This is a genomic window from Kitasatospora sp. NPDC032121 (assembly GCF_055580145.1).
In genome coordinates, this window is sequence record NZ_JBVILX010000028.1 from 58,831 (window position 1) to 73,065 (window position 14,235).

Consider the following 14,235-nt stretch of genomic DNA (forward strand, 5'->3'; position numbering starts at 1 on the left):
GATCGAGGAGGAGAACTTAGGGTCCCCTCACTTGGGAGTACGCTAACCCAGATACTGAGCTAGGCTCAACATATTTCCGCGATCGCCCTCCGCCGCCGGCCGCGGGCTCCGCACCGACGGCTACCCTGGGGCGGACGCCAGCCGAGGAGACCGCCGATGACCACCACGCCGACCGACGAACCGGCGGACCCCTCCCCCGGCCCCCGGCCCGGCGCACCGGGCACCGCCGCCGAACTGGCCGACGCGATGACCAGGGCGATCAAGCGGATCCGCCGTCAGACCGGCTGGCGACTGGAGCCGTACGGCATCACCCCCGGCCAGGCCCGGGCGCTGCGCACGCTCGCCCACGTGACCGGCTGCGAGTCGCCGGACCGTGCGATGCGGCTGAGCGACCTCGCCGACAAGCTGCACATCGCCCCGCGTTCGGCGACCACCGTGGTCGACGCGCTGGAGGAGGCCGGGCTGGTCGAGCGCAGCCCCGACCCGGCCGACCGGCGGGCGGTGCGGATCCTGCTGACCGAGGCGGGCCGGGCGGCGGTGGAGCGGATCGGGCAGGTCCGGGACGAGGTGGCCCAGGAGTACTTCGGCGAGGTCAGCCCCGCCGACGAGGAGGTGCTGCTGCGGGTGCTGCGCTCCGCCGAGGCCCGCTTCCTGGAAGCCGGGCCGCCACGGCGGTAGCCACGGCCCGTCCTACCGGTCGTTCCCGGATCCCGGTCCGAGCCGATCGACGCGACGGGCCCTGGTCCCCGGCCGCAGCGCGGTGATCCCGATCCCGGCGATGACCAGCAGCGCGGCCACGGCGGCCGTCGGGCTGATCCGCTCACCGAGCAGCAGCCAGGCCGAGGACATCCCGAACACCGGCACCAGCAGCGAGTAGGGCGCGACGGCGGTCGCGTCGTAGCTGCGCAGCAGGAAGCTCCAGGCGACGAAGCCGAGCAGGGTGGAGACCAGCCCGACGTAGGTGATCGCCCCCAGCCCGGCCGGGGTGATGTCGCGCAGGGCGCGCAGGTCCGCATCCGGGCCCTCGACCAGCAGGGACAGGGCCAGCAGTGGCAGCGGCGGGACGGCGCTGACCCAGACCATCCAGCGCAGCGCGTCCGGCGGCGCGGCCTTGCGGGTCAGCACGTTGGCCAGTCCCCAGGCGACGGCGGCCAGGACGACCAGGGCGAAGGCCCCGAGCGGCCCGCCGGCGCCCTGGTCCCAGGCGCTCAGGGCGATGCCGGCGAAGGCGACCGCCAGGCCCGCCAGCCGCTGTCGGCCGGGGCGTTCGCGCAGCAGTACGGCGGCGAACAGCGCGGTGAAGCCGGCCTGCCCCTGGAGCACCAGGGAGGAGAGTCCGGCCGGCATCCCGGCGTGCATGCCGAGGAAGAGCAGCCCGAACTTGACCACGCCGAGGACCGCGCCGACCGCCACGACCCAGCGCCAGGCCACCTTGGGCGGGCCGACGAAGAAGACCGCCGGCACCGCGACGACGGCGAACCGCAGGGCGCAGAAGAGCAGCGGCGGGAAGCTGTCCAGGCCGACGTGGATCAGGACGAAGTTGAGGCCCCAGACGGCGGCCACCAGGACGGCCAGGGCGATGTGACGCGGGCTCATGCCGCCCCCGCTGCCGTTGCCCCCCGTACATCCCGTGCTGCTCGTGCTGCCTGTGCTGGGCCGGCCGCTCGGGGCGGCGGAGGTTGTCGCGGTCATGGGTCGAGCATGGCGGCGCCGGACCGTGTAGCACCAGCGATGAATACTGAAGGGGACACTTTAGGATCACTGCATGATGGATCTGGGGCGCCTGCGGGCGCTGCACGCGGTGGCGGTGCACGGCTCGGTCGGCGGGGCGGCCGCCGCGCTCGGCTTCACGCCCTCGGCGGTCTCGCAGCAGATCGCCAAGCTGGAACGGGAGACCCGGACGGTGCTGCTGGAGCGGCAGGGCCGGGGCGTGGTGCTGACCGACGCGGCGCGCGAGCTGGCCGCCACCGCGCAGGCCGTGCTGGGGCTGGTGGAGCAGGCCGAGGTGCGGCTGGAGGAGCAGCGAGGCCAGGCCGTCGGGCGGCTGCTGGTGGCCGCGTTCCCGTCCGGTGCCCGCGGCCTGATGCCCGGGGCGCTGGCCGATCTGCGGCGGCGCTGTCCGGAGCTGGACGTCCGGCTGCTGGAGCGCGACCCGTACCCGGCGGCCGAGCTGGTGGCCCGGGGCGAGGTGGACCTGGCGCTGGTGCAGGACTGGCCGAGCGTGCCGCTGCCGGTGCAGGAGGGGGTGTCCCGGATGGACCTCGGCACGGACCCGGTGGACCTGCTGCTGCCCGTCGGCGACGGGCTGGCCGCGCTCGATCCGGTGCCGGTGGAACGGCTGTGCGGGCAGCGCTGGATCAGTGTGCCGCCGGGCAACATCTGCCACGACTGGCTGGTCCGGACCCTGCGCGAGGCCGGTGAGGAGCCGGACGTGCGCTACCAGGTCGGGGAGTTCGAGACGCAGATCGCGCTGGTCGCGGCCGGGCTGGGGATGGGCCTGGTGCCGCGGCTCGGGCGGGGCCCGCTGCCGCCGGGGGTGGTGGCCCGCCGGGTGACGCCGGAGCCGAGCCGCCGGGTGTTCGCCCTCTGGCGCTCCCAGGCCTCCCGACGGCCGGCCATCACCGAGGCGCTGGCGTCGATGCGGGAGTGCTGGAGACGGCTTCCGGTCTGAGGGCCGCCGTGTCCGGGTGCCGCGGCGGACGGTCCGGGCCCGAGCTTCGTGTCCGGACGCGTACCGGGCTTCTGACGGGCCCCGTACGGGCGTCGGGCGGGCGTTGTACGGGCGATGTACGGGCGTCCTGCGGGCCTCGAACGGTCGTCGCGCGGGCTCAGCCGGCGAGGCCGATCACCAGCCACATGAAGCCGACCCCGGCCACGGTGCAGAGCAGGGTGCTGCGCGAGGGGTGCGGGCTGTGCGCCTCGGGGAGGATGTCGGAGGTCGCCAGGTAGAGCAGGAAGCCGGAGAAGAACCCCAGGTAGAGGCCGAGCAGGTGCCCCGGGATGGTGAACGCCAGGGTGATCGCCGCGCCGGACACCGGGGCCAGCGCGTCCGCGGCGAGCAGGGTCAGTGCCCGCCGCCGGTTGTTCCCGTACAGCCGGGTGATCGTGTACGTGTTGAAGCCGTCGGCGAAGTCGTGCGCGACCACCGCGATGGCCACCACCGTGCCGACCGTGGTGCCGGCCTGGAAGGCGGCACCGATCGCGAAGCCGTCCATCACGCTGTGTCCGACCAGGGCCAGCGCGGCGGTCAGCCCGATGCCCTGGTGCCCGGTGGAGTGGGCGTGCCCGTGGTGGCCGTGGGAGTGCGCGGCGTACTCGCCCTCGTGGCCGCGGTGGATGGCGACCGCGCGCTCGACCACGTGGATGGTGAGGAAGCCGGCCGCGAACATCAGCAGCGCCTGCGGCACGCCGTGCACCTCGTGCGGAGCCTGGTGGAGCGCCTCGGGCAGCAGGTCGAAGGCGACCACGCCGAGCATCAGTCCGGCGGCGAAGCCGAGCACCAGGTGACGGCGGTCGCGGGTCCGCTGGGCGACGAAACCGCCGAGCAGGGTCATCAGGAACGCCGCGGCGGCGACCAGTACCGCGGTCATCGGGTCGGCTCCGCCGCCGGTCCGGCCTGGCGGCCGGAGCCTTCGTCGGTTGGTCCGCCGAGCGCTCTGCCCATTCCTGTCCCCCTGGGATCCGCCCGTGGCCGGGCCGATCGCCGACCGTACCGGACGCCCGTTCGGCGGTGATCACCCGGGGTGCCGGGGCACGGTCGGGAGCCGTCCCCCCAGCCTCGGCCCGGGCCTGCCGGGACGCCTGCCGGACCGGCCGCCGGGTCGGCCGCCGGAGTGAGTCCGCCCACAGGCGCGGGGGGCCGGTCAGCCGCCGGTGGCGAGCGGCAGACCGAGGTGGGTGTGGGCGAGTTGGCGGACGCCTTCGCCGTCGATCAGGTGGATGTGCCGGTGGCCCTCCTCGGCGGTGAGGTCCAGCACCTCCTCGGTGAACCGTCCGGTGGTCAGCCGCAGGCCGCGCTCGGCGGACTCCTCGCCGACCGCCTCGGCCAGGGTCTCGATCTGCTCGGCACCGACCGACGCGGTGTCACGGGAGGCCCAGACCACCCAGCGGCCGGGCAGCGCGGTACCGGGCGCGCCCTCGCCGGTGGCGACCAGCCCCGCCGGACCGCGCAGCCGGACGCTCCACTGGGCCATCCCGCCGCGGGTCAGCAGGTCCCGCACCAGCTGGGCGAACTCGTTGGCGGACAGGTCGGCGGCGGCCGGCACGGCGGCCCCGGCCTGGGCGGCCGGCCGGACGCCGGCCCGATCGTACGGGTCCGGGGTGACGGCGGCGCCGAGCTGACGCAGCCGCACCAGGGCCTCGTCCTGCTCGGCGTCGGCGTAGACGCCCTCGTCGTCGCGCTCCTCGTACGGGGTGCCCGGCGGCAGCAGCCGGGTGCGGGCCAGCGCGTCCCGGTCGGCGTCCACGCTGACCAGGCAGATCGGCTCCGCCGTGGCGGGATCGCGCAGCCAGCCGTTGAGGACGACGCCGGCGAGTATCTCGTCGGTGTCGACGGCGTCGGCCGCCTGCAGGGCGCGCAGGGCCAGCCGGGCGACCAGCCGCAGGTAGTCGGTGGCCCGGTCCGCGGTCGGGCGCGGCACCGGGAGGATGTCGCCGTCCGGGGCGAGCCGGTAGCCGGTGAGCGAGGGCACCAGATCGAGCGCCGGCAGGTCGAGGTCCAGCACGGCGGTGCGGGTGAGCGGGCGGAAGACCGCCCGGCAGGGGGTGGGCAGGTCCTGGGTGGCGGTCTCGGCCGCGGCCAGCGCCCGTTCCAGCAGCGACTCCACGGCGGCCGGCTCGGCCAGCCGGTAGGCCCGCCGACACTCCTCCAGGCTCTCGTTGTACTCGCGGACGGCGCGGGCCCGGGCCTGCTCGGCCGCCTCGTGGACGCGCCGGGACTCGTCGGCGGCCGGGCTGCCGGCCTCGGCCCGGCGGGTGCGCCACTCCCGCAGGGCGCGCTGGTGGGTGAGCCGCGCCTGGGCCAGCTCCCGCTGGTAGCCCGAGTCGAGCAGCCGTCGGGACGGGCCGCTCTCCGGGTCGGCCGCGGGCGGCTCGGCGGGCGCGAAGTCCTCCCAGCGGGGCTCGGCCCCGTCGTCGGCGCCGGAGCCGTCGGCCGGGTAGGGGCGGGGCTGGTAGTGGCGCAGCTGGCTCTCGAAGTCCATGGCCGAGACGGGCAGCGCGGCCCGCCGCAGCAGGTCGGCCAGCCGGTCGTGGTCGGCCTGGACGGCGCGCGTGCGGTGGTGGGCCAGGGCGGCGGCCCGGGCTTGGGCCGCCACGGCCTCGTCCGGGTCGGCCTCACCGGAGGCGGAACCGGAGCTGGAGGCGGAACCGGAGCCAGGGTGGCCGGGGCCCCGGTCGGTTCCCTGGCCGGCGGACCCGGGGCCGGCGGGGGCCGGCTCGGACGGGCTCTCACCGGACGGGCCGTCACCGGCCGCGCCGCCGTCGGGGCGGCCGGTGACGGCGCTGTCCGTTGCCGGACCATCCGCGGCGCCGAAGTCACGGAAGACCGAGGCGAGGAAGCCCGGCCGGGGGAACTGGACGGTGGCGGTTCCGTCGGACTGGCCGTCTGCTGAGTACTGCATCGGTCGTCGTTCCCCCATGCTCGTCCGGCTCCTGCCCGGGGCGGTCGGCGAGCCTGTGGACCCGCTCCTGCCGGACATTGTCCCCCGAACGGGCGCAGCGGTCAGCCAAGCCGCTCAGTTGGTCCGGGTGTTGGTCAGATGCAGACCGATGTAGCCGACGTAGATCCGGCCGCTGCCGGAGCAGTCGTCCAGGTAGTGCAGCCGGGGCGCGGTGCGGCCACCGCCGATCCGCAGGTGCGCACCCATGAAGGCGCGCCGGGAGGAGTCGACGCATTCCGGCACCGGCAGCATCCGCTCGCGCTTCCACTTGGTGTGGCTGAACACCGTCCGGGACTCCCCGCGGACCGCCTTGCGGGGCGGGAAGCGGCGACAGCCCTCAGGGGTCCGCTCGCACCACTGCTTGAAGTCCCCGCCGGCCGCACCACGCACGGCCGCCTCGGCGTACTCCTGGAGGGCGGTCAGCCCGTCCCAGGCGAGCCGGGCCCAGCCCGCGCCCGCGCACTGGAGCCCGTCCAGGGCGAGCGCGTTCTTCTGGTCACCGGTGAAGGTCACCAGCGGGAACTCGCCCAGTCTGGCCATGAGTTCGGTGAAGGTCTCGGGCACGCCACCGGGGTCGGGGGGCTGGGCCGTGGGGTGCGTCGCCCCGGCGGCCGGCCCGCCGCCCGGTACGACGCAGTGGCGGCCGGTCAGGGCGCGGGCTCCGGAGCGGAGACGGCCCTCCCGGATGTCCCGCCCGTCGCGGCCCTCCCGGCCCTGGCCGTGCTCGCGGTGGTCGCGGCGCTCCAGGCGCGGGGTGTGCCGGACCGGCTCCGACTCGTCGGCCCTGGCCTGCTGCCCGACGCGGTCCCGCTGCTCCTCGCGGACGAGCACGGCCGGTTCGGCGCCCCGGGGCGGGACGGCCCCGTCCGCGATCCGTACGGTGGCCTGCCCGACGGCGCGCTCGGTCGCCGGCTCGACTGCCGGGTCGACGGCCTGCTCCGCCGGCCGGCGGAGCTGCGGCGGCGGGACGCGCAGCACCGGGACGGCCGCCAGTGGCGGGGGCAGTGGCCGCTCGGCGGCCAGGCGGCGCGGCTCGCGGGAGAGCAGGCCGGCGGCGCGGCGCGGATCCTCCTCTATTCGGCTCCGGGCGAGTACCGGATGTCGGGCGCTGTCCTGCCGGGAGGCCGGGTCGACCTCGGGCAGGTAGGTGCGCACCGCGCCGCCGTAGACGGTGTGGTACTCCAGCGCGACGTTGAATCCGGTGCGGGCGCCGGGGTCCAGCACGTAGGCGGTGGCGAGGCCGGGCAGTTGCTGGCAGAGCGGGGCCACCACGTCCTGCACCCAGTGGTCGAGCGGGAGGTTCACCGGGACGCTGGCCACCACCGTCGGCAGCCTGCGTTCGGGATCGCACAGCTCGTCGATCAGGGCGTCCACCTCGTCCGCCGTGATCAGCCGGGGTGCTGAGTGGACGGCGGCCGGGCCGTCGGTGGCGTCGAGCAGCGGGAGGAGTGCGCGGGCGAGTTCGGGCACCGGCACCCGGCACGGGGTGCGCACGCCGCTGCCGGTGTTGTGGGTCTCGGCCTCCAGCCGGACCCAGGTGGGGCCATCGGGAGCGGTGGCCACGGTGAGGGTGAGCTGCTGGGTGCCGTGCGGGGCCGGGGTGCGCAGGCGGCGGCGGTCGTAGCGGCCGGTGCCCGGGCCGCCGCGCAGCGGCCCCTGGTCGCGGTCGAGCAGGACGCGCTCACCCAGGCGGAGGCGCTCGGCGCCGGAAGCCGGTTCGGCACTCCGCCCGACGGCGGCGCGGTGGACCGGTGGGGGCTCCTCGAAGCCCTCCTGTTTCAGCCAGTCCGCCAGTTGTTCGTCGGCCAGGGCGACGGCCTCGGCGTGCGTGAGGGCCGTGGTGACCGTCATCCGGTAGGGCGTCGCCGGACCACGGGGGCCGGGCAGGTCGGCGGCGGTGTGCGAGCGGACGCGGTTCGGGGCGGTGCGGTTGGCGATCGAATGGTTCGAGGTCGGGTGGGACGACGCCGGGTGGTTCGAGGTCAGATGGTTCGAGGTCGGGCGGTCGGCGGTCGGAGTCGTCGCGGACGGGGGATTCGAGGTCGAACGGTCTGAGGTCATGCGCATACCTCCGTGGTGCGGGGTGGGGTCCTGTGTCCTCCATCGATGGTTTCGTCCGGTTCTGCCGGAACCTTGCCCAGGAAACGCCACGGCCCGGAGCGGAAGTTCCAACTCCGGGCTACGACACTACGTTCGGGTGAATCTGCTCAAGCGGTCTTCCGCGTGGCGCGGAGCCGGGGCTACAGGAGACGGCCGGTCAGGGGCCGTCCCTGGCCGCCGGACGGCTCCTGCGACCCGCCGGCCCCACGAGGTGCCGTCCGCCCCGCCGGTCAGACCGGCACCTCGACGTAGGTGCGGCCGGCCGGGACCGCCGCCGCGGTGCCGCCGGTCGCCTCGGCCAGCCAGGTGTGGAAGTCCGCCACGTCCGGCTCCGGCACGCCCACCTCGATCCGCACCCCGGTGGCCTCGTACGCCAGGTCACTCACCGCGTACCCGGCCGCCCGCAGGTCGTTCTCCACCCGCCCGGCCCGGACGTGGTCCACCGTCACCGCGAGCAGCGCGACCGGCCGGCGCTCCAGCAGGCCGATCTCGTCCACCGCCTCCGACACCGCGTTCCCGTACGCCCGCACCAGGCCGCCCGCGCCGAGCTTGATCCCGCCGAAGTACCGGGTGACCACGGCGACGGTGTCGGTCAGCCCGCGCCGACGCAGCACCTCCAGCATCGGCACCCCGGCCGTGCCGCCGGGTTCGCCGTCGTCGCTGGAGCGCTCGCGGCGCTGGTCGTCGCCGACCACGAAGGCGGTGCAGTTGTGCCGGGCGTCCCAGTACTGCTTGCGGATGCCGGCGATGAAGGCCTGCGCCTCCTCCTCGTCGGCGACCCGGGCGAGGTGGCAGATGAACCGGGACTTCTTGATCTCGGTCTCGTGGCTGCCGGCCCGCCGGATGGTGAGGTACGGCCTGGCGGTGGGCTCCGGCGTGGCGGACATGGTGTGGGGGTCCTCCCGAGGACGGCGAAGGCTGACGGCGCACGCTCCGGCGCACCGGGGCGGCACCGCCAGCCTAGTTGGCGCCCGACGGGAGGGACCGGCGGCCGACTGCCGGCGCTTCAGCGGCCGGCCAGCGCGTCCAGCCGCTCGCGGTCCAGGCCGGTCAGCGCGGTGACCTCGGCGAGGTCGACGGCCCCGCAGTCCAGGCCGCGCACCAGGTAGCCGCTCAGCGCCCTGGCGGTGGCGGGCTCGTCCATCACGGCGCCGCCCGTCTTCGCGACGTACGCGACCAGCCGGGCCGCCGCGGCCGCCAGGCCCTCGCGGTAGAAGGAGTAGACCGCGACGTAGCGGGTGGGCAGGTGCGCCGGGTGCATGTCCCAGCCCTGGTAGTAGGCGCGGGCCAGCGAGCGGCGGACCAGGTCGTGGTGGAGCCTCCAGGCGGCGTGCACCTGCTCGGTGGAGCCGGTCGGGAGGACGTTGGTCGAGCCGTCGGAGAGCCGGACCCCGGTGCCGGCGGCCGCCACCTGCATGACCGCCTTGGCGTGGTCGGCCACGGGATGGTCCATGCTCTGGTGGGCCGCGCTGACGCCGCAGGCGGCGCTGTAGTCGAAGGTCCCGTAGTGCAGGCCGGTGGCCCGCCCCTCGGCGGCCTCGATCATCCGGGCGACGGTGGCCCGGCCGTCCGGGCCGAGGATCGCCTGGGTGGTCTCGATCTGGATCTCGAAGCCGATCCGGCCGGCGGGCAGCCCGGCCCTGCCCTCGAAGTCCTCCAGCAGCCGGACCAGCGCGGTGACCTGCTCGGCGTAGGTCACCTTGGGCAGGGTGAGCACCAGGCCGTCCGGCAGCCCGCCGGCGGCCGACAGGGTGGCCAGGAACAGCTCCAGGGTGCGGATGCCGCGGGCCCGGACGGCGGCCTCCATGCACTTGATCCGGATTCCGAGGTACGGCGGGGCGCTGCCCTCGGCCACCGTCGCGGCGACCAGCTCGGCGGCGCGGACGGCGGCCGCGTCCTCCTCCGCGTCGGGGCGGGGGCCGTAGCCGTCCTCGAAGTCGATCCGCAGGTCCTCGACCGGCTCGCGCTCCAGCTTGGCGCGGACCCGGGCGTACACGTCGGCGAGCAGTTCATCGTCCGTGACGCCGAGGGCGCGGGCGAGCTCGGCGGGGGTGGCGGCGTGGCGGTCCAGGGCTTCCCGGGCCCGGCGGCCCCACTCCCGCACCGTGTCGGCGCCGAAGGCGTCGGCAGGGACGTAGACGGTGTGCACCGGCTGCCTGGTTCCGGGTTCGCCCGGGTAACGGCGCGCCAGGTCGGCGTCGACCGGGGCGAGCAGCGCCTCCACGGCGGCGCGGGCCGCGGTGGAGAAGGAGGCCCCGCCCGCCGGCCCGGTTGCGTCGGCTCCGACCTCTGTCATCCGCGCTCCTCCATGCCGAACCTTCGCTTCAACACTTTGTTGAAGCGAAGGTAGCTCCGGCGGGACCGGGCGTCAATGACCGGCACCCGCGGCCGTCCGGGGCCCCGGTGGCGGCTGCGGTCAGTCCCTCCCGGCGGCGGCGTAGCGCTCGTTCAGCTCCGGGTACAGGTCGGCGACCTCCTTGGGGTGCACCGAACCGTCCGGGCCCTTCCCGGTGACGCCGAACTCCCTGGTCAGCCAGTCGGCGAGGCGCTGGGGGTCGGGCTGGTGGCCGTAGCTGTCCATGTACGAGACGAGCGCCTCGTAGGCGAGGTCCGGGTCGAGGCGCGCGGGCACCGGAGGGACCTCGCGCTGCTCGGCGTGGACCGGCTGCTCGGCGTGGACCGGCTGCTCGGCGTGGGCACGCTCGTCGGCCGGGACCGGCTGCTCGGGCTCGGCGGGCTGCTCGGGCCGCTGCTGCGGGCCGACCGGGTGCTGCGCCTGCGGACCGGGCACGGGCTCAGGCGCGCGAACGGAGGCGGAGTCGGGCTCCTCGGCGACCGGGCGCGGCGGCTTGAACCAGGGCGAGGCCTGGCCGGGCACCCGCCCGCCCGGGGCGGCGTCGGCCGGGTGGCCGGTGGTGCGGACCGGGCGGGCGGTCCAGACGTTCAGCTCCTCGCCACGCGGCTGCGGGACGGCGTCCACCGCCTCCTCCGGCTCCTGGGCGACCCGCAGCCGGACGGCGGCCAGCTTCGCGAGCATCGGTGCGGCGACCTCGGCGGACATCGGCGCGACGGTCGCGGACTGCTGCGGCTGTTCGGGCTGGACCTGCCGGACCTGCTGGACCTGCTGGACCTGCGAGGCAGCCTGCTGGACGGCCTGCGGTACCTGCTGCTGGTGCCGGGGCTGCTGGGCCTGGACCTCGGCGGCCGGGGCGATGGCCGCGGTGGCGCGGTGCTCCTGAGGGACCGTTTCCTGCGCCTGCGCCTGCGACTCCGCCTCCGCCGACAGCTCGATGGCCTCGCGTTCCCGCCCCTCGTCGTCCAGCCGGTCGAGCAGGGCCGGGTCCAGCGGCACGCCGAACTTGGCGAGCTTGAGCGGCAGCAGCGCCTGGATCGGCGCCGAGCGGCGCCAACCACGGCCGTACCGGAAGCGCAGCTGCGCCCGGTAGACCAGGCGGTTCTGTTCGAGTCGGATGACCTCGTCGTAGGAGCGGAGCTCCCAGAGCTTCATCCGCCGCCAGAGCCGGAAGGTCGGCACCGGGGAGAGGATCCAGCGCATCACCCGGACCGACTCCATGTGGCGGTCCGCCGTGATCGCCGCGATCCGGCCGACCGCGTGCCGCGAGGCCTCGACCACGACGACGAAGAGCACCGGGATGACGGCGTGCATCCCCATGCCGAGCGGGTCTCCCCAGGAGGCGGCCGCGTTGAAGGCGATGGTGGCGACGGTCAGCAGCCACGCGGTCTGCCGCAGCATCGGGAAGGGTATTCGCAGCCAGGTCAGCACCAGGTCGAGCGCGAGGAGCACGACGATGCCGGCGTCCACGCCGATCGGGAAGGCGTAGGAGAAGGCGCCGAAGCCCTTCTCCACCGCCAGTTCGCGCACCGCGTTGTACGACCCCGCGAAGCCGATGCCCGAGATGATGACGGCACCGGCCGCGACCAGGCCGAGCAGGCCCCGATGGGCCTTGGTGAGCGTTGGGCGTGCCATTACGTCTATCAACCCCTGGATGTCGGCTGCTGCCGTACGCTGCCTCGGCTGCCGAGTCCCGTTGCTGGGCCCCCGGACGGCTGAGCAATCTCCGGGCTCGGCCCACCGGAGTTTACTCGTACACGTGTTTAAGCGTTCCCGCAGCCTGGGGTGTCACAGGGGGGCGGACCGACGCCGGTCTCCGGCACCGCGCGGAGCTGCGGTGGAGGCGGGTCGGATCGTCACCGGGGCCGCCCCGCCGTGCCGTTGAGGTAGGCGAGCACGGCCATCACCCGGCGGTTGGCGTCCTCGTCGGGGGCGAGTTCGAGCTTGCTGAAGATGTTGGCGATGTGCTTGGCCACCGCGCCGTCGCTCACCGACAGACGGGCGGCGATCGCCGAGTTCGAACAGCCCTCGGCCATCAGCTCCAGCACCTCGCGCTCGCGCGGGGAGAGCCGCTGCAGCGGACCGGGCCGGCGCGAGGTGGTCTGCATCAGCTTGGCGATCACGTCCGGGTCCATGGCGGTGCCGCCGGAGGCCACCCGGCGGACCGCGTCGATGAACTGCCCGGCGTTGAACACCCGGTCCTTCAGCAGGTAGCCGATCCCTCCGGTGCCGTCGGCCAACAACTCCCGCGCGTAGAGCTGCTGGACGTGCTGCGACAGCACCAGCACCGGCAGGCCCTCGATCTCCCGCCGGGCCTTGAGCGCCGCCTGCAGGCCCTCGTCGGTGAGCGTCGGGGGCAACCGGACGTCGACCACGGCCACGTCCGGGCGGTGGGTCAGCAGGGCCTCCAACAGCTCGGGACCGGTCTCCACCGCCGCGGCGATGGTGAAGCCGTGCGCTTCCAGCAGCCGGATCAGGCCTTCGCGAAGGAGGTAGAGGTCCTCGGCGAGGACAACTCGCACGGCAACTCCAAGGTGATGGTGGTGGGTCCGCCCGACGTGCTGTCGATGGAGAGGACACCGTCGAAGGTACCCAATCGCTTCTCGATCCCGCGCAGCCCCGTCCCGCGCGAAGGGTCCGCCACCCCCACGCCGTCGTCCGTCACCGTGACCCGCAGGAAGCCGGCCCGGTAGAGGATGTCCACCCACACCTGCTCCGCCCCGGAGTGCTTGGCCGCGTTGGCCAGCAGCTCGCAGACGCTGAAGTACACGGCGGCCTCCACCGCGGCCGGCAGCCGGTCCGGCAGGCTCACGCACACCTCGGTCGGCAGCGCGCTGTCCAGCGCCAACAGCTGGACGGCGTCGCCCAGCCCGCGCTCGGCGAGCACCGGCGGGTGAATACCCCGCACCAGGTCCCGTAGCTCCTGGAGGGCCCGGGCGGACGACTGGCGGGCCTCGGCGAGGAGCTCCCGCGCGGCCTCCTGGTCGGTGTCCATCAGGTGCTCGATGGTGCCCAGCGTCATCCCGATCGCGACCAACCGCGCCTGGGCGCCGTCGTGCAGGTCCCGCTCGATCCGCCGCAGCTCGGCCGCCTGGTTGCCCACCGCGTCCGCCCGCGTCTCCGTCAACTCGGCCACCCGCCTGGTCAACTGGGCGTGCGAGGCCCGGCCGTCCTGGTCCAGCACCCGTCGGGCCGCCTCCGCGTAGATCCGCACCGCGAACGGTGCCACGAGTATCCCGACCACGATCATGGCCGCCCCGAGCACGGTGCTCACCAGGATGGACGCCATCCGGCCGCTCAGCGGGCCGAAATCGTTCACCGTCACCGGCCCCGACAGGATGTAGACGACGCCCAGCCCGAGCAGAACGGCCACCGGACCGACCACGGCCGCCACGAGGAGCGGGTTCACCAGTATCCAGAGCAGCTCGGCGCGGGTGGTCCGGTCCCGCAGGCCCCAGTGGACCAGCTGCGCGTACTTCGCCACCGTCCGCGAGCGGTGATAGGTGTACCCCGTCCACCAGTGCCCGCGCCCGTCCAACTCCAGCTCCGGGCGCGGAGCGTAGGTGGCCGGCAGCCGTATGCCGAACCAGCGCGCCAGCTGGCCGCGGGCGCGGTCGGCGACGCTGCGGACCAGGAAGGCCGCCACCACCGAGCCGGCGATCGCCGCCACCAGCAGCGCCGCGAGGATCTCCGGGGAGTAGTTCTGGAAGAGCTGGGACGCGGTCACCCCGGACAGAACGGCTGCCGCCACCGGCAGCACCACCCCCGGCACCGCGGTCAGCAGCAGCACGACCAGCCGGGTCAGAGCCTCGCCGCCGGTCTCGAAGGCTGCCCGGGCCTGCGCACCTACGGACGTGCCGCCTGTACGACTCACTGTTGTCACGGGAAGCTCCTGATGCCGGTACCGATCGTCCTCCGTCAGTCTTCACGAACCGTCCATCACCCACACTGGCCATGGCACCCCAATTCCGGGGTGGTCCTAGGACCACCTGCCGATGGACGGAGTGACACCAGCGAGTGAGATGGTCCGGAAATGCGAAAAGCCCCTGATCCGAATGGATCAGGGGCTTTTCAGAAGAATTGTTCGGCGGCGTCCTACTCTCCCACAGGGTCCCCCCTGCA

Annotated in this window: 11 protein-coding genes; 2 read left to right on the forward strand and 9 right to left on the reverse strand. The window is 74.6% G+C overall.

What is annotated here, in order from left to right; translation table 11 throughout:
• Positions 1-156 precede the first annotated feature (156 nt).
• Positions 157-678, forward strand: a complete 522-nt coding sequence (locus ACZ5OX_RS37185; protein ID WP_465636369.1) for a MarR family winged helix-turn-helix transcriptional regulator — start codon at positions 157-159, stop codon at positions 676-678.
• A gap of 12 nt (positions 679-690) precedes the next feature.
• Here the strand turns inward: ACZ5OX_RS37185 and ACZ5OX_RS37190 are convergent, their stop codons facing one another.
• Entirely contained in the window at positions 691-1,596 is a 906-nt protein-coding gene (locus tag ACZ5OX_RS37190; protein WP_465636370.1) for an EamA family transporter, read from the reverse strand.
• A 169-nt stretch (positions 1,597-1,765) separates the two neighbouring features.
• Between ACZ5OX_RS37190 and ACZ5OX_RS37195 the strand changes: the two genes are divergently transcribed.
• Entirely contained in the window at positions 1,766-2,671 is a 906-nt protein-coding gene (locus ACZ5OX_RS37195) for a LysR family transcriptional regulator (RefSeq protein ID WP_465636372.1), read from the forward strand.
• 157 nt (positions 2,672-2,828) lie between these two features.
• Here ACZ5OX_RS37195 and ACZ5OX_RS37200 read toward each other — a convergent pair whose 3' ends face one another.
• The 8 genes from ACZ5OX_RS37200 to ACZ5OX_RS37235 all read right to left on the reverse strand — a co-directional run bounded on the left by ACZ5OX_RS37200 (position 2,829) and on the right by ACZ5OX_RS37235 (position 13,996).
• A complete protein-coding gene (locus ACZ5OX_RS37200; protein WP_465636374.1) occupies positions 2,829-3,590 on the reverse strand; it encodes a ZIP family metal transporter in 762 nt (253 codons plus the stop codon).
• A gap of 273 nt (positions 3,591-3,863) precedes the next feature.
• Positions 3,864-5,621 (reverse strand): restriction endonuclease, encoded by a 1,758-nt coding sequence (locus tag ACZ5OX_RS37205; protein ID WP_465636376.1) that lies wholly within the window; start codon positions 5,619-5,621, stop codon positions 3,864-3,866.
• A 114-nt stretch (positions 5,622-5,735) separates the two neighbouring features.
• Entirely contained in the window at positions 5,736-7,721 is a 1,986-nt protein-coding gene (locus ACZ5OX_RS37210) for a hypothetical protein (RefSeq protein WP_465636378.1), read from the reverse strand.
• A 269-nt stretch (positions 7,722-7,990) separates the two neighbouring features.
• Entirely contained in the window at positions 7,991-8,647 is a 657-nt protein-coding gene (locus ACZ5OX_RS37215) for a YigZ family protein (protein ID WP_392884192.1), read from the reverse strand.
• A gap of 119 nt (positions 8,648-8,766) precedes the next feature.
• Positions 8,767-10,056, reverse strand: coding sequence for a DUF6986 family protein (locus ACZ5OX_RS37220; RefSeq protein WP_465636380.1), 1,290 nt, complete (start codon positions 10,054-10,056; stop codon positions 8,767-8,769).
• A gap of 120 nt (positions 10,057-10,176) precedes the next feature.
• Positions 10,177-11,748: a DUF2637 domain-containing protein gene (locus ACZ5OX_RS37225; protein ID WP_465636382.1), complete on the reverse strand. Its 1,572-nt coding sequence runs from the start codon at positions 11,746-11,748 to the stop codon at positions 10,177-10,179.
• A 221-nt stretch (positions 11,749-11,969) separates the two neighbouring features.
• Positions 11,970-12,635 carry a response regulator transcription factor gene (locus ACZ5OX_RS37230; RefSeq protein ID WP_449792046.1) on the reverse strand — a complete coding sequence of 222 codons (666 nt, stop codon included), beginning with the start codon at positions 12,633-12,635 and terminating at the stop codon, positions 11,970-11,972.
• Entirely contained in the window at positions 12,587-13,996 is a 1,410-nt protein-coding gene (locus ACZ5OX_RS37235) for a sensor histidine kinase (RefSeq protein ID WP_465636384.1), read from the reverse strand. Before ACZ5OX_RS37235 ends, ACZ5OX_RS37230 begins: the two co-directional genes overlap by 49 nt.
• Between the last annotated feature and the right edge of the window lie 239 nt (positions 13,997-14,235).